Genomic DNA, 19,394 nt, shown 5'->3' with positions numbered 1-19,394 from the left:
TCTCAGCCTCAGACGGGAGCTTCTCGTAGTCGAGGGAGATGTGGGAGGCGTTGCCGAGCCAGTCCTCGCTGGTGGGCTGGGCGGTGACGGTGATCTTGTCGCCGGCGTGGACCTCGACCTTGGCGTGGCCCTCGAGCAGGCCGGTGCGGACCTCGGGGCCCTTGGTGTCGAGCAGGATGCCGACGGGCTTGCCGACCTTGGCGGCGCAGCGGCGCACACGCTCGATGCGGCCCTGATGCTCCTCATAGGAGCCATGGGAGAAGTTGAAGCGGGCGACGTTCATGCCCGCCTTCAGCATCTCGCAGATAGTCTCGTCGTTGTCACAGGCAGGGCCCATGGTACAAACGATCTTGGTGCGCTTCAGTTTCTGCTGCATTCAGACCTCCATCTGATGTCAGTGATAGGCGTTGTGGGCGAATACGTATGCAAGAGTCATTATAGGAAAACCTGCGCCGCTTATCGACATGAATCAACCGTGTGCCGATTCAATTCATATTGAACTTGCTTCGAGCACTGCCTATCGTTCCGGTATGTGTGCATTGCGCCGAATCGCGTCCCCAGCTGGCATGGGGCCCGACAGCTTGGGTACCATATCGACCATTGACAAGCCCTTGCCCAGATTCCGGGAATTATAATCGGGTGTCAGACTGTTGGATTGGGGCGCGGCGCGCCTGCGTCCCGCTTGGCATACTCCGGGAGGGGTTAGATTGAAAGAGTACTTGGCTTCGGCTGAGGAGGTGCTCGAGGAGCAGTCCACGAGTGCCGCTTCCGGCCTGACGGCCGCTGAGGCGCAGTCGCGCCTGGCGAGCGTGGGCCCGAACAAGCTTGATGAGGAAGAGAAGACTCCCATGTGGAAGCGCTTCTTCGAGCAGATGGGCGACCCGATGGTCATCATGCTGCTCGTTGCGGCCGCCATCTCCGTCATCACCGGCTTCATCCAGGGCGAGCCCGAGTGGGCGGACGCCGCCATCATCCTGTCCGTCGTCATCCTGAACTCCGTCCTCGGCGTGATCCAGGAGGCCAAGTCCGAGCAGGCCCTCGAGGCGCTGCAGGAGATGTCCGCGGCCCAGTCCAAGGTCATCCGCGACGGCAAGATGGTCCATATGGCGAGCTCCGAGCTCGTCCCCGGCGACGTGGTCCTGCTCGAGGCCGGCGACTCCGTGCCTGCGGACTGCCGCGTGATCGAGAGCGCCTCCATGAAGATCGAGGAGGCCGCTCTTACCGGCGAGTCCGTCCCGGTCGAGAAGCACGCCGACGTCATCTCCCTCGCCGAGGGCACCGACGATGTGCCGCTGGGTGACCGTAAGAACATGTGCTACATGGGCTCCACCGTCGTGTACGGCCGTGGCCGTGCCGTCGTGGTGGGCACCGGCATGAACACCGAGATGGGCAAGATCGCCTCCGCGCTCACCAGTGCCAAGAAGGAGCTCACCCCGCTCCAGATGAAGCTCAACGAGCTTTCCGGCATCCTGACCAAACTCGTGCTCGCCATCTGCGTGATCATCTTCGCCGTGGATATCGTTCGCCACTTCGGCGAGCTGGGCTCCAACCCGGCCATGATGCTCGACACCTTCATGGTTGCCGTGTCCCTGGCCGTCGCCGCCATCCCCGAGGGCCTGGTCGCCGTCGTGACCATCGTTCTCTCCATGGGCGTCACCAAGATGTCCCGTCGCCAGGCCATCATCCGCAAGATGACCGCCGTCGAGACCCTCGGCTGCACCCAGATCATCTGCTCCGATAAGACCGGCACCCTCACCCAGAACAAGATGACCGTCGTCAAGCACGAGCTCGCCGCCGACGAGGACAAGTTCCTTGCAGGCATGGCCCTGTGCTCCGACGCCAAGTACGACGCCGAGAAGGGCGAGGCCGTGGGCGAGCCCACCGAGTGCGCCCTCGTCAACGACGCCGCCAAGGCTGGCATGACCGACCTCGACTCGCAGCGTCCGCGCATCGGCGAGGCCCCGTTCGATTCCGGCCGCAAGATGATGTCCGTCGTGGTCAAGGACGTCGATGGCGACTACGAGCAGTTCACCAAGGGCGCTCCCGACGTCGTCATCGGCCTGTGCACCCATGTGTACGACAACGGCCAGGTCGTGGAGCTCACCGACGAGCGCCGCGAGCAGATTCTCGCCGCCAACAAGGCCATGGCCGACCAGGCCCTGCGCGTCCTGGCCCTTGCCAACCGCACCTACGCCGAGGCCCCGACCGACTTCTCCCCTGAGGCCCTCGAGCACGATCTGGTGTTTTGCGGCCTGTCCGGCATGATCGACCCGGTCCGCCCCGAGGTCACCGCGGCCATCGTGGAGGCCAAGGAGGCCGGTATCCGTCCGGTCATGATCACCGGCGACCACATCGATACCGCCGTCGCCATCGCCAAGGACCTGGGCATCGTCGAGGACGCTTCCCAGGCCATCACCGGCGCCGAGCTCGACAAGATCTCCGATGAGGACTTCAAGACCCGCGTCACCGAGATTTCCGTCTACGCCCGCGTCCAGCCCGAGCACAAGGCCCGCATCGTCGACGCTTGGAAGAGCTTGGGCAACATCGTCGCCATGACCGGCGACGGCGTGAACGATGCTCCGTCCATCAAGCGCGCCGACATCGGCGTGGGCATGGGCATCACCGGTACCGACGTCACCAAGAACGTCGCCGACATGGTCCTTGCCGACGATAACTTCGCCACCATCATCAACGCGGTGGAGGAAGGCCGTCGTATCTACGACAACATCCGCAAGGTCATCCAGTTCCTGCTGTCTGCCAACATCGCCGAGGTTCTCTCGGTGTTCGTGGCGACGCTGATCGGCTTCACCATCTTCCAGCCGGTCCAGCTGCTGTGGATCAACCTCATCACCGACTCCCTGCCCGCGCTCGCGCTCGGTATGGAAGAGGCCGAGGGCGACGTCATGAAGCGCAAGCCGCGCAAGGCCTCCGACGGCGTTTTCGCTGGCGGCATGGGCATCGACATCGCCTTCCAGGGCGTCATCATCACCATCCTGGTGCTCGCGTCCTTCTTCGCCGGTATGTACTTCCACAACGGCGCCATCGAGCTGTCCATGCTCACCGACGGCATCGCCGACCCGGAGGGCGTCACCATGGCCTTCATCACCCTGTCCATGGTCGAGATCTTCCACTCCTTCAACATGCGCAGCCGCCGCGCCTCCATCTTCTCCATGAAGACGCAGAACAAGTGGCTGTGGGGCGCTGCCGCTCTGGCCGTCGTGCTGACGGTCGTGCCCGTCGAGGTCGACTTCCTGGCTGAGGTCTTCGGCTTCATGACCCTCGACCCGATCGCCCTGTTCACGGCCCTCGGCCTGGCCTTCCTGATCATCCCGCTGATGGAGATCTACAAGGCCGTTATGCGCCGCGTCGAGAAGAACCAGGACTAACGCGTGGCTGACGTCTTGGATCATATTCCGAGCTTTGGGGACCTGCGTGTCGATGACACGCAGGTCTCTGCGTTTGAAGCGGCGCGCTCGGAGCTTGCGGGGACGCTCGATATCCCCCTGGAAGAGATTGAGTTGGGCGCGGTCGTGCGTCTGGACCGCGGTTTTCCCATGATCGCCACGCGCAGCGGGGTCCTGTTGCGTGCCGAGCATGCGGTGGACTTCGCCAAGGGCAAACCGGGTAAGCGCGGCAAGCGCTCGAAGCGCGCCGCCGATGCCGAGGTAGCCTCTTCTGCCGGCGTGGACGGCATGTTGCCGAGCGTGGGCGACGTCGTGGCGGTCCGCGTGACCTCCGGTCACGATATGGGCGTTATCTTGCACGTTTTGCCTCGCCGGACGAGCTTTGAGCGCTGGCGCGGGAAAAACCGCGGGGAGCGTCAGGTGCTCGCCGCGAACGTCGACGTGATCTTCATCGTGCAGCCGCTGGGCGCCGAGCGCGATACCCTGCCGCTCATGCGCGACCGCGTCGCCCGCTCGCTTGTGCTCGCACGAGATTGCGGGGCCGACCCCGTCGTGGTGCTCACCAAGGTCGACCGTTGCGAGCCCGCCGAAGTGGCCAACGTGTGTGGCGCCCTGCGTCGCCTGGCAGGTACGGGTGTGCGCGTTATCGCGACGTCCTCGCTCACCGGCGAGGGCCTGGACGAGGTCCGCTCTTGCATCCCGCAGGGGAGCGTGGGCATGATTTTGGGCGAGTCCGGTGCGGGTAAGTCAACGCTGTTGAACACCCTGCTCGGCTCCGAGGCATTGGAGACCAACGCCGTGCGCGAGCGCGATGACGCCGGTCGGCATACCACGGTCGCCCGCATCATGGTGGCCCTCCCCGAGCCTTGCGGCGTGATCGCCGATTGCCCGGGCCTTCGATCGCTGCCTTTGGTGGGCCACGAGCGCGGTCTCGCTCGGAGCTTCCCCGAAATCGTCGAGGCTTCTCGTGCCTGCCGCTTCAACGACTGCACGCACCTCCACGAGCCGGGCTGCGCCGTCCGCGAGGGTGTGGAGTGTGGTGAGATCGAACAGTCGCGTTTGGATGCGTTTCTTTCGCTCGCCCGGGAGATGAGAGTGAGCGCGCAGAGCCTCGACCCCGATATCCGCCTATAGGACAATCGTCCGTGCGGATGTGCGATGAGTCTTCTGTCGTATGAGGCACCGCCGGAGATGGGGCAGGGGCGTGGTTGACGCGCCGGCGACCTACGTGGTTGTGCCTTTGGCCTGGGAAACGTCGAGCGGTCCCTTGTGACCAACGTCGTGCAACTTCAGTCGTACAACTTCATATGCCTGTTGCAACCGCCTGCCTCGTGCAGGCGGTTTGCTTTTCCACAGCCCTTTTCGGCAACGGACCGAAATCTGCCCTCATCCTGTCCGGTGCGGGCAGATTGCGAACAGCTACAAGCACAGATGACCAGGCACTTTCCCAAGTCGATCCAGGCTCCTTGCCGTGTCGCGTCGACAATCGAATCACGGCACGTGTGCGGTGCCGATTGAACTGAGGCGAGGGGGTTTGGGTGAAAAGGACCGTGAGGTTGGGGCTGAGCGCGGTGATGGGTTTGAGTGCCGCGCTGCTCGCATGGTCGGCGGTCGCCGGGGCGCATGCGGAAGCCGAGCAGGCATCGAGACGGGCGCTTGAGCGTTACGGAGGCGATGTGACGCGAGTGTGCGTTGCCCTGAGGGAGATCGAGCCCGGTGACGAGATCTCCGAGGGCAATGTGAAGGTCGTCGAATGGGTTTCGTCTCTCATGCCGGAGGATGCGCTGACGTCGATGGGTGATGCGTCCGGGCTAGTTGCGACGGCCCGCATTCCCGCCCACACCCCGCTCGCCAAGGCCCACTTCCTGCGTGATGAGAGGGTCGTGCAGGTGCCGCGCGGCACAGTGGCGATTTCGGTGGCAAGTGACGCGGAACACGCCGTGGGCGGCTCGCTCGCCCGCGGGGACGAGGTCGATGTCTATGTTGCAGACGCTTCGGTTGCGGATCGCCTGACGCGCGCCGAAGTGCTCGATACGAGTGTCTTGGCTGATGGCGGTGGCGATTTGAGCTGGGTGACGCTGGCGGTGGATGCGTCGGCTGTACGTGACGTCCTGGCGGCGACCACGCGCGGTGAAGTGACCTTGGTGTTGCCGGGGGCGTCGGCATCGCGGGAGGCGGCTCGATCCGAAAGGGCGAATAACGAGGGAAGCGAAGGGTGATGGACGTTATGTGGCTGATATGGGACGGAGGCGGCGCGGCCGCGCGCGTTCGCGAGGAAGTTCGTCTGCGCTGCCCCGACGCGCGCACCGTGTGCATCGATGATGCTGATGTGCTCGTCGAGCTTGCGCACGGACTGGGTGATGGCGTTCGGATTGCGTTGGGGGCGAGTCCCGGGAACGCTTCGGACTTGCTGCACGTCATACGTGCGGTGCGAGGCGGTTCGGCGGGGCATGCAGCGCCCGCGGTGCTCGCATGTATCGACGGGATGGACGCCGGACTCGTCTCAGAGCTCTTCGATGCCGGTGCACAGGAGGTCATCGCGACGGACGCGTCGTTGACCGGAAGCGCGGACGCGCGCGGTCAAGATGCGGAAGCGGCGCACATGGATATCGGAACGGAAGTCGCGACGCGTGGCACGGTCGCGTCCGAACGCGATGGCCTGGTTCCGGATGATCCATTCGTGCCCATGGGATATGGGGGCGATGAAGTCCCCCCGTGGAGTACGGAGACGTGGGATGCGCTGGATGAGCCGGATGGGGATGCCGTTGCCTGCATCGGCGACGTTGCGGAGCAGACCGGGGATATCGTCGATTTGGGAGATGTTGTCCGACGCGTGCGTGAGCGGGAAGTGGCCGATCACGGCGGTCCCCGTGCACCAGTAATCGCGGTCGTATCGGGTCAAGGTGGGGCGGGTAAGACGACGCTGGTGGCGGCAATGGCCGCCTGTGCGGCCCGCGCCGGCTTGCGGGCCGCCGTGATAGACGTTGACCTGATGTTTGGCGATTTGCCGTCGGTTCTGGGCGTCGATGCGTTCAGGGGCCTCGAGGGCATCGAAGCGCACGCTATGGACGGCGAGCTCGCTGAGGAGGACATCGAATCATGCGCGATGCGCGTGGGGCCGGGGCTCACCCTGTGGGGACCACTTATCGAACCGGAACGCGCGGAGCTGTACGGGGCACCGGTCGAGCGGCTCATCATCGTCCTGCGCAAGGTCGCAGACGTGATTTTCATCGACACCTCGACGCATTGGGGCGATGCTGTCGCGGCCGTGGTTGCTCTTTGTGATCGCTGCTTAGTCGTGGGCAGTGCGGGTGCGAATGCCGGTGCGTCTGCCACCCGGGTGGTTGGACTGGCCACGCGCCTGGGCGTTCCCGCGACTCGCATGACGAGTGTGTTCAATCGCCTGGGGTCCCCGGGTTGTGCGGAAGAGGATGCGTTGCGTTTCGAGATGGGGGCATCACTTGCGTCTCGTGCTCGTATTTCCTTTGGGGGCGAGGAGGTTGCCGGCCTCATCGGGTTCGGCCGATTGGATTCGCTTGTGGCTGGTGAGGGGCCGTTTTCCCATGATGTGCGCGATTTGACGGCGCGGGTGCTGACCGAGCTCGGGTGTTCCTTCGATGAGCGGCTCATGGGGCCGGCCCCTGATGATCATGAGTGGAGGCCGCGTTTCAGGCTTCCGTGGCGGCGCAAGGCCGGTGAGCATCGATGAGCGTATACGGGCGCATGCGTGCTCGAGGCGGGGGTGTCTCCTCCGGTCGCGGTGCGGCTTCGGTGGGGGCTCGTGCACGATCGGTCGGCGGCGTGATGTCCGAGGCGCGGGTGCGGGCGAAGCATGCGGTTATGGAGCGGGTGGGCTATGTCGAGGTTGCGCGCATCGTGCGTGCCGGGTCGGCTGCACAGGCGCGGATGGAGTTGCGCCCCGCACTCGAGGCGGCTCTGAATGCCGACGTGTCGCTCGGGTTGGGTTTCGACGAGCGGAATGCGCTCATCGCCGATGTGCTTGACGACATGACCGGCTTGGGGCCTCTGCAGGCGCTGCTCGAGGACGATTCGGTAACCGAAATCATGGTCAACGGTCTCGACCGGACGTATATCGAGCGAGGGGGCGTGCTCTGCCCGCTGGGCAGGATATTCGAATCTGAGGAGCAGATCAGGATTACCATCGACCGCATCATCTCTCCGTTGGGACGTCGAGTCGATGAGCGGAGCCCGATGGTCAACGCCCGTCTGCCCAACGGGTTTCGCGTGAACGCGGTTATCCCGCCCATAGCCATCGATGGGCCCACGATGACGATTCGCAAGTTTTCCGACCGCATTAGCACGCTGGCGCATCTGGTCGATTTGGGGTCGATCCCGGATTGGTACGCGCATCTGTTGGGATATGCGGTGCGGTGCAGGATGGATTTGGCGGTGGCGGGCGGAACGGGCTCGGGCAAGACGACGCTGCTCAACGCATTGTCGTGCGAAATATCGCAAGCGGAGCGAATCGTGACGATCGAGGATTCCGCCGAACTCAAGTTCTCCCGGCATCCGCATGTCGTGCGGCTCGAAGCGCGCGAGGCGTCGATCGAGGGGGCGGGTGAGGTGGCAATTCACGATCTGGTGGTAAACGCCTTGCGCATGCGCCCCGATCGGATCGTGGTGGGCGAGGTGCGCAATCGGGAGGCGATCGACATGCTCGAGGCGATGAGCACAGGTCACGATGGGTCGCTTACCACTTTGCATGCGGGAAGCGCACAAGAGGCGATTGTGCGACTCACATTGCTCGCCCGTTACGGAATCGACCTGCAGAGCGAGTTGATTGAGGAGCAGATCGCGATGGCCTTGGACGGCGTGGTCATGTCGGTGAGGAAGCCGGGCGGTAGGCGGTTCGTCTCATCATTCACCGGTGTGTCGCGCGCGGAGGGCGGTGGTGTGGCATTGACCGAGTACGTGTCGTTCGATCCGGCGAAGGAGGCATGGACCCTGATTGACGAGCCCCCGTTTATCGAGGAGGCGGTTCGGTCGGGTTTGCTCGATGAGGGGGAGGTGCGGGAATGGAGGTCGTCATGTCGGTCGGCATCGGCTTGCTAAGCGCCGCGAGCTCCCTGCTGATTCTCTCTGGTGACGGGGAGCTCAGAAGTGATTGGGATGAGCTCGGGCGCACCCGAGACCGGACGGTCACATGGGCGCGCGGTATGAGGGCCTCGATTGTCGGGCGCGCGGAAGAGCGCGGGCTAGCTCTGCCCGGTTCGCGCAAGAAGCGAGAGCGATTGGAGGGCGCGATGGTCGAGGCGTTCGGAGCGCTTGCTGCGTCCATGGCATCGGGGCTCTCGCTTGCGCAGGCGATGCGGTACGTGGGCTCTCATGCGCAAGAACCCGTTCGCACGGAGTTCTTGCGTGCCGAGGCCCAAGTCGCGTGTGGTGCCGGGATGACCGAGGCGCTTGACGAGTTGGTTGAGCGTCTTCACGCGCCGGGATTGGATTTCGTGACGCTTGCACTCAAGGTTTCGCGGCGTACGGGCGCACCGCTGTCTGATGTTCTCGGGGAGGCGACGCGTTTGGTGAGGGAGCGTGTGGAGCTGCGTCGAAAGCTGGATGTGAGGACGGCCCAGGTGCGCATGTCTGCGCGATTGGTGGCGGGGATGCCCGTTGCCATGGTCGCGTTCCTCGCGGCGGCCTCATCCGATTTTAGGGAGGGGATTGCGACGGTTCCCGGTGCGGCCTCGATAGCGGTCGCCCTTCTTTTGGATGGAATTGCCTGGTCGATCATCAAGGTGGTCATGAGGTCTATTTGCTGAGGGGCGGATGCAAGGGGAGTGTGTTGATGGAGTTTGCTGAGTTGGTGGAAATATGGGTTGCGGATACGCCTGACGCCGCTATTGCGGTGATCGGCCCCGGCGTGTTGTGTGGGCTTGCGGCGTGGTTGGGGTCGGAGGACGGGGCACTCGAAATGGCTCGCGCGTGCTGTGCCCACGTGCGTGTCGTTGGGGGATTGGCATTTCGAAAGATGCGTGCTCTCGCTCTCGAGATGCTGCGCCCGCGGAGCCGAGGGATCGGCATGGGCGAGGTGGCGGAGATGACGGACATCGTGAGGCTCGGGTTGAGCGCGGGCCTGTCTTTCGATGCGTCGCTCTCCCTGTATTGCGAGGGACGGTCGGGTGAACTCGCCCAGCTGATGGAGAAGGCGCTGTTTTGTTGGCAGGTGGGAGTGACCTCGAGGGACGAGGCCCTCGACCGCGTTGCGCAGGATGCCGGGGTGCGTGCGCTCGGATCGTTTGCCGCCGCGGTGTCCCAGGCGCTCGAGCTCGGCGCTCCGCTTGCGGAGACCCTGGAGGGCCAGGGACGTGAAATGCGCGCTGCGCACCGGGCGCACGTAGAGCGCGAGATCGAGCGCGCGCCCGTGAAGCTGCTCATTCCGACGGGCACGTTGATTCTGCCCGCATTGTTGTTGTCGATAGTCGGCCCGCTGCTCGCGGCTGCCGACATGGTGTGAAGGAGGATGCCATGGTCAAGCTCGCGGTATTTGTTGAGGAAGCACTGAGGGAGGCGCGGGAGGCGGCTCTCGGCATTGCGGCTGCATGCCCGCTGCTGTCCTATGGCCCGATGCGGGCCGTCTCTGGTGACAGGCCGGTCCGCCAGATCCTGCGCGAGGAGAGCGGCCAGGGTACGACCGAGTACGCAATCCTCGTCGGAGTGCTGGTGGTGATAGCGATTCTGGCGATCGTGGCGTTTCGAGACAAGGTCAGCTCGTTGTGGGAGGCGATTTCGCAGGGGATCAACAGCCTGTGAGGGGGAGACGCGTGGACTGGCGCCTGGCGGCGCTTCCTTTGGCGCTCACAGTGCTTTCGACCGCTTTTGTGTTCGCGACGCAGTGCGTGGTGAGCGAACGCGGGCGTTTGGAATCTGCAGAGGAGCGGGGATCTCTTCGCGATGCGGTTGTCGAGGACGCTCGCGCAAATGCGGGGAGTTCGGTTGAGGTGGCGATGGATGGCCTGATGACGGGTTTGGGCCCAGTGATGTCCGGACATGTGCGAGCCAGCTCTCTCGGTGGGTTTTTGGACGATCTCCACGCATGGCAGAAGGACGCGGTGCGCATGGGCGACGGGCCTTGCGCGTCGGTGGAGTTTGAGGAACGCGCTTCGCTGCCTGCACTTGCGGAGGACGTTCTCAAGACATATGCGCGCACGAGGACAGCTTCCCTTGTTGCGAGTGGCTATTTGGACCTGAAGGGGAACGTGTGGGGAGCGGTGCTGAGGGAAGGGACGACGTGGTGCGATGTGCTGCTGGTCACTACGGAGGACGATGCGGTCAGTCGCGTTCGGGTGACGCGCGTGTTGCCCGAGCGTTGATGCCGAGCGTGCGAGGCATCGTCAGAGAAAGAGCCGCACAGGGGACGGTGGAGTATGCATTGACGGTGCTCGCCCTGCTCGCCCTGATTTTGGGTATGGCGGCGTTATGGAGAGTGGCTGAACGGGGGTGGCTTGCCGACGCCGCCGTAAAGGCGGCATCGCATGGACTCGAAGGGGATGGCTATGTCGATATCGCACTGTATTGAGCTGTTCTTGGAATCTCGGGCACAGGCGACGGTCGAGGGCGCATTGGTGTTCCCGGCTTTACTCACGTTGCTGTTGCTGGCGTTGCAGCCGGTGTGCCTGTTGTATACGCGTTCCGTTATGGAGTCCGCCGCATCTGAGACGGCCCGGCTCATGGTTTCGGGCTCGGATGAGGTGGAGGTGTACGAACGCTTTGCATACAGGCGCCTGGCTGCTGTGCCGGATTTGGCGATCTTTCATGCAGGGGGACCGCGTTCTTGGGATATCGAGTGCGTTCCGGCTTTGAGCACGGGCGGTTCGGTTGAAGTCGCAATCGTCGGGCATGTGACTCCGCTTCCCGTGATCGGGGCGTTTGCCCGCGCGTTTGGGGAGCGGGAGGATCATGGCGATGTGCGGATGGAGGTGCGCGTTGCGTATGAGGGAAGGCCCTCGTGGGTTGAGGGCGATTATGCGGACTGGATTTCGGTGTGGGAATAGGCGGCGGCGAGGGCGTTGTGGAGCCGGGATCCTTCCTCCTCCAGGGAAAAGAGTGGGAATGGACTTGTTTATCGAGGACGGCGCCTATACGACTGTGGCGTCCGCCTGTGCGATGCTCGTGGTTCTTTCCCTACTCTTTTCGTCGTCTTTGGCGATATGGAGCGCATCTCGGGCGGGCGATGTCCAGGTTGGTGCCGACGCGACCGCGTTGGCCGGAGAGAACGTTGTGAGCTCTTATCACACCGCGGCGACGGTTCTGGACGCATGTGCGCTGAGCTTGGGGCTCGCCGGGTTCACGATGACGGGAGCGGGGATGGTTGGGCTGTTTGTTCCGGGCGGACAGGGGCTCGCTCGGGAGACGCTGGATGCCGCCATGCGCGTGTTCGATATGCGGGATTCCTTCATATCGTCGGCCTCGAGCGGGTTGAAGCGGGTCGAGGGGTCGCTGCCGTTTTTAATCGCGGCGAATGCCGCGCGTGCCTGCGATGCACAAGGATCGGAAAGCGTTGGGTATCGAGGCACCGCCTTTGCGGTTCCGACCACGTCCGCATCGGAGTTTCCGGCGATGGAGGGGGAGGGGATCGACACAGAGGGCCTGGAGCAGGCGTGCGGCGGCCTCGAGGAAACGGCAGCCGAGCTCGAGCGGATCTCGGAGGAGGCTGCGACAAGGAAGGAAGAGGCGTGGCTGGCGGATTGCGGTGCTCCTGGACGAAACATGCAGGAGCGCGCGGGGAGCCTTTCAGGGTTGTCGGCTGCTGAGAATCCCGATTTCGCCTCGAGCATCACGTGGAATCCCGAGTGTGCGCTAGCGCGCGCCCGTGCTTATTACCGTTGGAGGTGCGAGAACGATAAGCCCGAGGGAAGCAGCGTGGAGGCGCGTGCGGATGCGGCGGCCCGTCGCGCATTCTATCGATATGCGCTCGGGCATCTCGACGGCGCCCGCGTGGTTGACGACGGGGAGGAGGCGTACACCACGCTCGAATTTCTGCCGCGCAATAGCGATGAAGTGAGGGGGACGTTGCTTTACACCGAGGAGGCGTGGCCGACGAGCATGGAAGCGCACGGGAGAACGTTGCACTTCGATGAATCGTGTCCAGGCGCTCGAGGGGCTCTTAGGGCGCCCGCCTCTCTCGCCTCACTGGACAATGGGGCGATTTTGGAGTGCCCGACGTGCTGTTTCGGGGTCGATGATCTTGGCCGGGCGCCTGCCGCGTCGACGTCGATCGACAACGGGTTCGAATATCACCTGCGGGCGTTTACGAAAGCACTCCGGGAATATCTCGAAGCGAAGGGTCGCCAAAATGAGGCCGAGGCGGCTGCGCGTGGGGATGCCGAGCGGGCGGCAGATGCATTCGATCGGGCCATGGCGACGCTTGAGGGGAAGCGCCCACGCATTGCACCCCCGGGCCGTTTCGGGTGCGTCTCCTTCGTATTGTCTTCGGAGTATGCGACGCCCGATGCGCTTGAGACATCGTTTGCCGCCAGTCCTGATGTATCACGGCGAGGTGCCATGGCGGCTGCGGTTCTCGCTACGGATGGGATCTCCGAAGGCGGTGGCGTACTGTCCGGGTTCTTCTCGTCGCTTCAAGAGCGTGTTGGATCCGACGGAGTGGTCGGACTGATGGACGGGGTTCTGGACCTGTGGGGAAAGTTGCTGGTTTCTTATGGGGACGCTGGTCGGGGGCTGGAAGAGGCATTTGACGAGCTCATGCGAGGCCTTGATAGCCAGGGGCTGGGTTCTGTTGGGAGCTGGCTGGGCGATCGGTTGACGGGCGTGGTGCGTGCACTTGACATGCAGCCGGTTGACATGCGACCTCGCAAGCCGGTCCTTGTTGACAGCTCAGACGTGCTCGCACGCTCCGATGTACCGGCCCTGGTGGATGGTCAGACCGCATTGCGCGAGCTGTCGAAGGTCGATCTCGATTTCGAAGGAATGGCACGGGCTGTTGGCTATGACCTGGGGGAGCGGATGACCTCGCTTGAAATCATCTTGGCCGAAGTGCGGCTGCCAAGCGGAAGGGTCGTGCCCATTACGCTGCGGGTACGCGATCTGTTGGAAGGAAGGGGGATGGGGAATGTCGGCACGGAAGGGGGTCGTGTGCGAAGAAGGGGCCCAGGCGACAGTTGAGCTTGCGGTGGTGGCGCCGGTTCTTGTCGTGTTGGCGTTGATCTCCTACAACATGATGGTCTTCGTATCCGCAACGGCGAGATTTGACCGCGTGGCTCCCGATATCGTCTTGGCGCACGGAAGCTCTCCGCCGGCATCTGAATCCGATGCGGGGGCGGGGACGTGGGGTGTGGCCGATGCCGTGGCAGGGGAGCTGGAGCGTGCGATGGAAGGCTATGAGGTGGAGATCGAGGTGGAGGTTTCCGAGGGAGGCCGGGGTGGGCTCGATGGCTCAGGGGTACTCGGGCTTGTGGGCCCGCTGAGAGACGTTACCTGCGTGATGCGATACCGACCATGGCCTCAGGGGTGGTCGATTGCGGGTGTCGAACTCGGTGCACCGCTATTCATGGAGCATGAGCGGTGCGTGACGATCGATCCGTGGCGTTCGGGGGTGATTGTGTGATGGTGCCGATGGATGTGGGCTCATTCGACTTCCATGCGGTGGAGAGGGCAATCGAGGCGCTGGGATGGTCGGGCGAGGTGAGATGGGCCTGCACATTTTTCGATCGCCTTTGGGGTTTTGGCCGTTCCGATTTCAGCGGGGAAGGGAGCGAATCGTGTGTGCTGGTGTTTCCGCATTGCGGGTCCGTGCATACCTGCGGCATGAGATTCGACCTTGATATCGCCTTTGCCGATGGTGACGGCAGAATCGCGAAGTGCGTCGAAGGTGTGGACGGGTGGCGTGTTGTCAGCTGCCCCGGAGCGCGGTTTGCGCTGGAGCGCCGGTCGCCCGTGCGTGAAGTGAGTCGGATGAGCTGAATGGCGGGTGCAAAGGGGCATTGGTTGCGTGGCGGAAAGGGATTGCCCAAACTATTTTCAAAAGTTGCTTGACCGAGTTTTTCAATTTGGTATAGTAATCACCGCTGTCAGCGACAGTATGACTTGGCTCGGTAGCTCAGTTGGTAGAGCAGAGGACTGAAAATCCTCGTGTCAGGGGTTCGATTCCCTTCCGCGCCACCCTCGTCATTGAAGAGACCTCCTGGAAACAGGAGGTCTTTTTTGTATCAGTTCCACGCCCGTCCGATCGCGACGAGTTGGCTTGGGGTATTAGGATTGTATTGCGGCGACTCTTGCCGCGTCGACCGAGACTCGAGGGGAGCACCGATGTCAGACAGGATCCGCGGTGTCAATTTGTCCGGCTGGTTCATCTTGGAACCATGGGTCACACCGTCGTTATTTGCCGCCACCGGCGCTTCAAATGACGGGGAGCTCCAGCAGGTGCTGGGTGCGGTCGCCTATAACGAGCGCGTCCGTGAGCACTATGAGACCTTTATCTCCGAAGCTGATTTCAAGCGTATGTCCGCCATGGGCCTCAACGCGGCGCGCATCCCCTTGCCGTGGCACGTTTTTGGTTCGCAGACCGATCGCGAGTCCTATATTTCTTGTATCGACTACATCGACCGCGCATTGGAGTGGGCGGAGAAGTACGAGATGCGCGTCCTGCTCGATTTGGCGACCGTTCCCGGTGGGCAGGGCGACGCGAATGGGTCTTCCGTGACCCCCGATATCGTCGGCGATTGGCACTCGTCTGTGAGCGGCCGCGCCGTCGCGCTCGAGACGCTCGAGCGCTTGGCGGAGCGCTATGGCGAGCGGGACGGCTTGCTCGGTATTGAGTTGCTCGACTCGCCCGTGATGAGCGTCCGCAAAAACCTGTTCACTGTGACCGAGGGCATTCCCAGCCATTACCTACGCAATTTCTATCGCGATGCGTATGAGGCGATTCGCCGTCACATGCCCTCTCGCAAGGTCATCGTCTTTTCGGATTCTGGCCATCCTGGCGCCTGGAAGCGCTTCATGGCCGGCGACCGATACCAGAACGTCGTGATGGATTTGCACCTATATCACTTCCGCGACGAGACCGCGCAAGACATCACCACTCCGAGGGGCCTTGCCGCTGCGCTTGGGCGCAACAAGGATTTGATTCGCCGAGCGACCGATCTTGGGTTCCCGGTGTTCGTCGGCGAGTGGTCGGGCGCTGCGGTGCTGGCCGGATCTTCCCTGACACCCGAGGGACGCCGTGCGTATGAGCGCGTGTTCGTCTCCAATCAGCTCGCGACATTCGACGATGCGGACGGATGGTTCTTCCAAACCTGGAAGACGGAGCGCCGCATTGCGGCATGGGATGCCCGTGTGGCCTTGGCGCCGCTCGAGCGTGCGATGATGGAGTAGCGGATGACGGAGAACAACACGGAGCGCCTTGTCGCCGGCGCGGAGGGCGTGCTCTCCATGGTCGGCACCCCGATCGGCAATCTGGGAGATCTTGCCCCGCGGGCGGCGCAGGCTTTTCGCGACGCAGATGTGATTTGCTGCGAGGACACGCGCGTGACCTCGAAGCTCCTGGCATATCTGGGTATTTCAAAGCCGCTTGTTCGCTGTGACGAGAACGTGATCGCGCGGCGCGCTCCCGAGCTCGTGGATCGGCTGCTCGCCGGTGAGCGTATCGCCTTTGCCTCGGATGCCGGCATGCCGAGCGTTTCTGATCCCGGCCAGGTTCTGGTCGACGCGGCTCGCGAGGCGGGCGCGCGTGTCGAAGTCCTGCCGGGCCCGTCCGCGTGTGTGACGGCGCTCGTGCTTTCCGGTATTCCGTGCGACCAGTTTTTCTTCGAGGGCTTTTTGCCGCGCAAACATGGAGAACGGGTAAAGCGTCTGCGTCGCCTCGCATCCATCCCCGGCGCGTTGCTGTTCTACGAGTCCCCGCATCGGGCTGAGGCGTCCCTCGAGGCGATCGCCGAGGTGTTTCCGGGGCGCGTGGTTGCGTTGTGCCGTGAGCTCACCAAGCTTCACGAGGAAGTTTTGCGTGATGAGGCGCCGGTTCTGCTCGAGCGGCTGCGCGAGCGTGGCGAGCTCAAGGGCGAGATGGTCATCGTGGTGGCACCACCGAGTGAGGAGGAGCTGGAGCGCCTTCAGGCCGTTCTTTCGTCTGGTGTCGATGAGGGCGCTGCCGCCAATCCCGAGGAGCTGTTGCGTTCGGATATCGCCGAGGGCCTCGCCGCCGGCGATTCGGCAAACGCGCTGGCCAAGCGCTTGGCGCAGAAGTACTCGCGCAAGAAACGCGACGTGTACAACTTGGTGCTCGAAGCGCAGCAAGAGGCATAAAGGCCGGGTGGCGGTTCATGCGCCCAACCTGCTAATATGAAGCATTGCATCAAAACCAAAGAGGGAAGGAAGCCGCGCGTCATGAGCTCGAAGCCGTCCTACTACATCACCACACCCATCTACTACGTGAACGCCGACCCGCACCTGGGCACCGCGTACTCTACGATCATCGCCGACGTCCAGGCGCGCTACCGCCGTGCCGCCGGCTACAACGTCAAATTTCTCACCGGCATGGACGAGCACGGCCAGAAGGTCGCCGAGGCCGCCGAAAAGCACGGTATGACCCCGCAGGAGTGGTGCGACTCTCAGGCTCCTCACTTCCATGAGCTGTGGGAGGAGCTGGAGATCTCGAACGACGACTTCATCCGCACCACCGAGCCCCGCCAGAAGCGCGCCGTGCAGTACCTGTGGGAGCGCATGCAGGAGGCCGGCTACATCTACAAGGGCAGCTACGATGGCTGGTACTGCGTGCCGGATGAGACCTTCTTCACCGAGACCCAGGTCGACAAGGCCGACGAGGCCCGCGGCACCAAGGGCGAGCACCTCTGCCCCGACTGCGATCGCCCGCTCGAGCGCGTCAAGGAGGAGAGCTGGTTCTTCAAGCTCTCCGCGTTCCAGGACAAGCTGCTCGCGCTCTATGACGAGCATCCCGATTTCGTCCAGCCCGATTTTCGCATGAACGAGGTTCGCTCCTTTGTCGAGGGCGGTCTGAACGACCTGTCCGTCTCCCGCACTTCCTTCGACTGGGGCATTGAGGTTCCCTTCGACGACGAGCATGTCACCTACGTGTGGTTCGACGCGCTCATCAACTACATGACCGCCGTGGGCTATGGCGCCGAGGGCGACGAGGCCGCTGCCGACTTCGCCTACCGCTGGCCCGCTCAGACTCACATCGTGGGTAAGGACATCATTCGTTTCCACTGCGTGATCTGGCCCGCCATGCTCATGGCGCTGGGCGAGGCCCTTCCCGAGCATGTTTTTGCCCATGGCTTCCTTACCGTCAAGAACGAGGAGACCGGCAAGGCCGAGAAGATGTCCAAGTCCCGCGGCAACGCCATCGCCCCGCGCGAGGTCATCGAGAAGCTCGGCGTCGAGGGCTATCGCTACTACTTCATGACCGACGTCACCCCCGGTACCGACGGCGCCATCAGCTTCGGCCGTATGGAGCAGGTCTATAACGCCGATCTGGCCAACAGCTGGGGCAACCTCATCTCGCGTTCGACCAACATGTGCATCAAGTACTTTGAGGGCGCCACGCCCGAGCGCGCCGCCGATGCCGCCGGCTACGCCGAGAACCCGCTGGCCTCGGCCGCCGAGGGCATCTTCGAGCGCTATGCCGCCAAGATGGAGGCATTCGCCTACGGGGATGCAGCCAAGGAGATCATGGACCTGATCCATGCCGCCAACCACTACATCGAGGATTCCGAGCCCTGGACGCTGGCCAAGGATCCGGCTAAGGCCGGCGAGCTCGCCAACGTGATTTGGAACCTGCTGGAGGCTATCCGCATTTCTGCCCACCTGCTCATGCCGCTCATGCCGAGCACCAGCGCCGAGGCCCTGCGCCGCATCGGCTGTGAGGGTGAGGCCGCGACTGACGACATGGACGCATCTTGCGTCTGGGGCCAGCTGGCCGCTGGCCTGCCGGTCGAGAAGGGCGAGGCCCTCTTCCCCCGTCTGGGTTAATGAACCCGACCGACCACCTGAGGCGCCCGACCTTGCCGCCTGATCGCCGCTTGCGTGCCTTATGCACGCTGCGCCCCTCTTACGGCAATCTCGGGCACTTTGGGCGGTCGGTTTCTTTGCTGAGCTTTTGAATGGAGCGCGTATGACCACATCCCCGCTTGCGAACCCCACGGCAACGCGCGAGATGCTCGAAGCGTTCGGCCTGGCGACCAAGCACCGCTTGGGTCAGAACTTCCTTATCGACAATCATGTCATCGAGCGCATTATGGCGTTGGCTGAGCTCACGGGCTCCGAGCGCGTGCTCGAGGTGGGGCCGGGCATTGGCACGTTGACGCTCGCACTTGTGCAGGAAGCTGCCCGCGTGACGTCCATCGAGATGGACACCGAACTCGAGCCGGTTCTCTCGGCGCACGCCATGGACCACTCCAACTTCCGTTTCATCATGGGGGACGCGCTCGCGGTGCCGCCTGTGGCGATCGCCGAGGCGCTGGACGGCGAGCCCGAGCTGCTCGTGGCGAACCTGCCCTACAACGTGGCTGCCACGATCATCCTGCAGTTCTTCCAGACCATGCCGTCGCTTCGCCGTGCCGTTGTCATGGTTCAAAAGGAGGTTGCCGATCGTATCGCCGCGGCGCCGGGGACCAAGGCCTATGGCGCTTACACGGTGAAGCTCTCGCTGTACGGCGAGGTCACGGGGCGCTTCGAGGTTCCTCCACGCTGCTTTATGCCTGCGCCGCATGTGGACTCCGCTGTTGTGAGAATCGACCGCGTGGATGTTTCTGATGCCGAGGGCGAGGGAGCGGCCCCCGCCGATGCAGCAGCCGTGGCGCGTGTGGTCGATGCTGCCTTCGCGCAGCGCCGCAAGACCATCCGCAACTCCATGAGCTCGAACGGCTTTGACAAAGACGCGCTCGACGCCGCCTTCGAAGCGTGCGGAATCTCGCCGACCGCCCGAGCCGAGGCGCTTACCACGGAAGATTTCATCGCGCTCGCCGCCTCGCTGACGAGCGCGCCGAGCGGGGAGTGAGGCTC

18 protein-coding genes and 1 tRNA gene are annotated in these 19,394 nt (G+C 63.5%); 18 read left to right on the top strand and 1 reads right to left on the bottom strand.

Annotated elements, in window-relative coordinates; translation table 11 throughout:
• Positions 1 to 376 (bottom strand): pyruvate kinase (locus COLINT_RS06825; RefSeq protein ID WP_006723722.1); only part of this gene is annotated, 376 nt, incomplete at its 3' end.
• 331 nt (positions 377 to 707) lie between these two features.
• Here COLINT_RS06825 and COLINT_RS06820 point away from each other — a divergent pair.
• The 18 genes from COLINT_RS06820 to rsmA all read left to right on the top strand — a co-directional run bounded on the left by COLINT_RS06820 (position 708) and on the right by rsmA (position 19,389).
• Complete coding sequence (locus COLINT_RS06820) at positions 708 to 3,386, top strand: cation-translocating P-type ATPase (protein ID WP_006723721.1); 2,679 nt, start codon at positions 708 to 710, stop codon at positions 3,384 to 3,386.
• A gap of 3 nt (positions 3,387 to 3,389) precedes the next feature.
• Complete coding sequence (gene rsgA / locus COLINT_RS06815) at positions 3,390 to 4,538, top strand: ribosome small subunit-dependent GTPase A (protein ID WP_006723720.1); 1,149 nt, start codon at positions 3,390 to 3,392, stop codon at positions 4,536 to 4,538.
• 404 nt (positions 4,539 to 4,942) lie between these two features.
• Positions 4,943 to 5,623: an SAF domain-containing protein gene (locus COLINT_RS06810; protein ID WP_006723719.1), complete on the top strand. Its 681-nt coding sequence runs from the start codon at positions 4,943 to 4,945 to the stop codon at positions 5,621 to 5,623.
• An 8-nt stretch (positions 5,624 to 5,631) separates the two neighbouring features.
• Entirely contained in the window at positions 5,632 to 7,113 is a 1,482-nt protein-coding gene (locus COLINT_RS06805) for a nucleotide-binding protein (protein WP_169302879.1), read from the top strand.
• Entirely contained in the window at positions 7,110 to 8,477 is a 1,368-nt protein-coding gene (locus tag COLINT_RS06800; protein ID WP_039910689.1) for a CpaF family protein, read from the top strand. Before COLINT_RS06805 ends, COLINT_RS06800 begins: the two co-directional genes overlap by 4 nt.
• The gene (locus COLINT_RS06795) at positions 8,441 to 9,184 is read left to right on the top strand and encodes a type II secretion system F family protein (RefSeq protein WP_006723716.1); all 744 of its coding nucleotides are present in this window, start codon (positions 8,441 to 8,443) and stop codon (positions 9,182 to 9,184) included. Before COLINT_RS06800 ends, COLINT_RS06795 begins: the two co-directional genes overlap by 37 nt.
• A gap of 260 nt (positions 9,185 to 9,444) precedes the next feature.
• Complete coding sequence (locus COLINT_RS06790; RefSeq protein WP_226803360.1) at positions 9,445 to 9,879, top strand: type II secretion system F family protein; 435 nt, start codon at positions 9,445 to 9,447, stop codon at positions 9,877 to 9,879.
• 110 nt (positions 9,880 to 9,989) lie between these two features.
• The gene (locus COLINT_RS06785) at positions 9,990 to 10,175 is read left to right on the top strand and encodes a Flp family type IVb pilin (RefSeq protein WP_050750582.1); all 186 of its coding nucleotides are present in this window, start codon (positions 9,990 to 9,992) and stop codon (positions 10,173 to 10,175) included.
• 11 nt (positions 10,176 to 10,186) lie between these two features.
• The gene (locus tag COLINT_RS06780; protein WP_039910687.1) at positions 10,187 to 10,735 is read left to right on the top strand and encodes a hypothetical protein; all 549 of its coding nucleotides are present in this window, start codon (positions 10,187 to 10,189) and stop codon (positions 10,733 to 10,735) included.
• A 162-nt stretch (positions 10,736 to 10,897) separates the two neighbouring features.
• Positions 10,898 to 11,416: a TadE/TadG family type IV pilus assembly protein gene (locus COLINT_RS06775; RefSeq protein ID WP_006723711.1), complete on the top strand. Its 519-nt coding sequence runs from the start codon at positions 10,898 to 10,900 to the stop codon at positions 11,414 to 11,416.
• A gap of 58 nt (positions 11,417 to 11,474) precedes the next feature.
• Complete coding sequence (locus tag COLINT_RS06770) at positions 11,475 to 13,544, top strand: hypothetical protein (RefSeq protein WP_006723710.1); 2,070 nt, start codon at positions 11,475 to 11,477, stop codon at positions 13,542 to 13,544.
• On the top strand, positions 13,492 to 13,986 hold the full coding sequence (locus COLINT_RS06765; protein ID WP_006723709.1) for a hypothetical protein: 495 nt from the start codon (positions 13,492 to 13,494) through the stop codon (positions 13,984 to 13,986). The genes COLINT_RS06770 and COLINT_RS06765 overlap by 53 nt, the downstream gene beginning before the upstream one ends.
• Positions 13,986 to 14,342 carry a DUF192 domain-containing protein gene (locus tag COLINT_RS08205; protein WP_006723708.1) on the top strand — a complete coding sequence of 119 codons (357 nt, stop codon included), beginning with the start codon at positions 13,986 to 13,988 and terminating at the stop codon, positions 14,340 to 14,342. The genes COLINT_RS06765 and COLINT_RS08205 overlap by 1 nt, the downstream gene beginning before the upstream one ends.
• Positions 14,343 to 14,467: 125 nt before the next feature.
• A tRNA-Phe gene (locus COLINT_RS06755) sits at positions 14,468 to 14,540 on the top strand.
• A 147-nt stretch (positions 14,541 to 14,687) separates the two neighbouring features.
• Positions 14,688 to 15,752, top strand: a complete 1,065-nt coding sequence (locus tag COLINT_RS06750) for a glycoside hydrolase family 5 protein (RefSeq protein ID WP_006723707.1) — start codon at positions 14,688 to 14,690, stop codon at positions 15,750 to 15,752.
• Between the two features lie 3 nt (positions 15,753 to 15,755).
• Positions 15,756 to 16,679: a 16S rRNA (cytidine(1402)-2'-O)-methyltransferase gene (gene rsmI / locus COLINT_RS06745; RefSeq protein WP_006723706.1), complete on the top strand. Its 924-nt coding sequence runs from the start codon at positions 15,756 to 15,758 to the stop codon at positions 16,677 to 16,679.
• Between the two features lie 81 nt (positions 16,680 to 16,760).
• Positions 16,761 to 18,362 carry a methionine--tRNA ligase gene (gene metG / locus COLINT_RS06740; RefSeq protein WP_039910686.1) on the top strand — a complete coding sequence of 534 codons (1,602 nt, stop codon included), beginning with the start codon at positions 16,761 to 16,763 and terminating at the stop codon, positions 18,360 to 18,362.
• Between the two features lie 142 nt (positions 18,363 to 18,504).
• The gene (gene rsmA / locus COLINT_RS06735) at positions 18,505 to 19,389 is read left to right on the top strand and encodes a 16S rRNA (adenine(1518)-N(6)/adenine(1519)-N(6))-dimethyltransferase RsmA (RefSeq protein WP_039910685.1); all 885 of its coding nucleotides are present in this window, start codon (positions 18,505 to 18,507) and stop codon (positions 19,387 to 19,389) included.
• Positions 19,390 to 19,394: the final 5 nt, after the last annotated feature.

The organism is Collinsella intestinalis DSM 13280, assembly GCF_000156175.1.
Taxonomy (GTDB): domain Bacteria; phylum Actinomycetota; class Coriobacteriia; order Coriobacteriales; family Coriobacteriaceae; genus Collinsella; species Collinsella intestinalis.
The sequence above is the reverse complement of the archived record's forward strand: the minus strand, read 5'-3'. Positions and strand labels throughout refer to the sequence as shown.

Coding starts and splice junctions, on each gene's coding strand:
- COLINT_RS06805 (WP_169302879.1), top strand. CDS start 5,632: ATGTGGCTGATATGGGACGGAGGCGGCGCGGCCGCGCGCGTTCGCGAG.
- COLINT_RS06800 (WP_039910689.1), top strand. CDS start 7,110: ATGAGCGTATACGGGCGCATGCGTGCTCGAGGCGGGGGTGTCTCCTCC.
- COLINT_RS06795 (WP_006723716.1), top strand. CDS start 8,441: ATGGAGGTCGTCATGTCGGTCGGCATCGGCTTGCTAAGCGCCGCGAGC.
- COLINT_RS06790 (WP_226803360.1), top strand. CDS start 9,445: ATGGGCGAGGTGGCGGAGATGACGGACATCGTGAGGCTCGGGTTGAGC.
- COLINT_RS06785 (WP_050750582.1), top strand. CDS start 9,990: ATGCGGGCCGTCTCTGGTGACAGGCCGGTCCGCCAGATCCTGCGCGAG.
- COLINT_RS06775 (WP_006723711.1), top strand. CDS start 10,898: ATGGACTCGAAGGGGATGGCTATGTCGATATCGCACTGTATTGAGCTG.
- COLINT_RS06770 (WP_006723710.1), top strand. CDS start 11,475: ATGGACTTGTTTATCGAGGACGGCGCCTATACGACTGTGGCGTCCGCC.
- COLINT_RS06765 (WP_006723709.1), top strand. CDS start 13,492: ATGTCGGCACGGAAGGGGGTCGTGTGCGAAGAAGGGGCCCAGGCGACA.
- COLINT_RS08205 (WP_006723708.1), top strand. CDS start 13,986: ATGGTGCCGATGGATGTGGGCTCATTCGACTTCCATGCGGTGGAGAGG.
- COLINT_RS06750 (WP_006723707.1), top strand. CDS start 14,688: ATGTCAGACAGGATCCGCGGTGTCAATTTGTCCGGCTGGTTCATCTTG.
- rsmI (WP_006723706.1), top strand. CDS start 15,756: ATGACGGAGAACAACACGGAGCGCCTTGTCGCCGGCGCGGAGGGCGTG.
- metG (WP_039910686.1), top strand. CDS start 16,761: ATGAGCTCGAAGCCGTCCTACTACATCACCACACCCATCTACTACGTG.
- rsmA (WP_039910685.1), top strand. CDS start 18,505: ATGACCACATCCCCGCTTGCGAACCCCACGGCAACGCGCGAGATGCTC.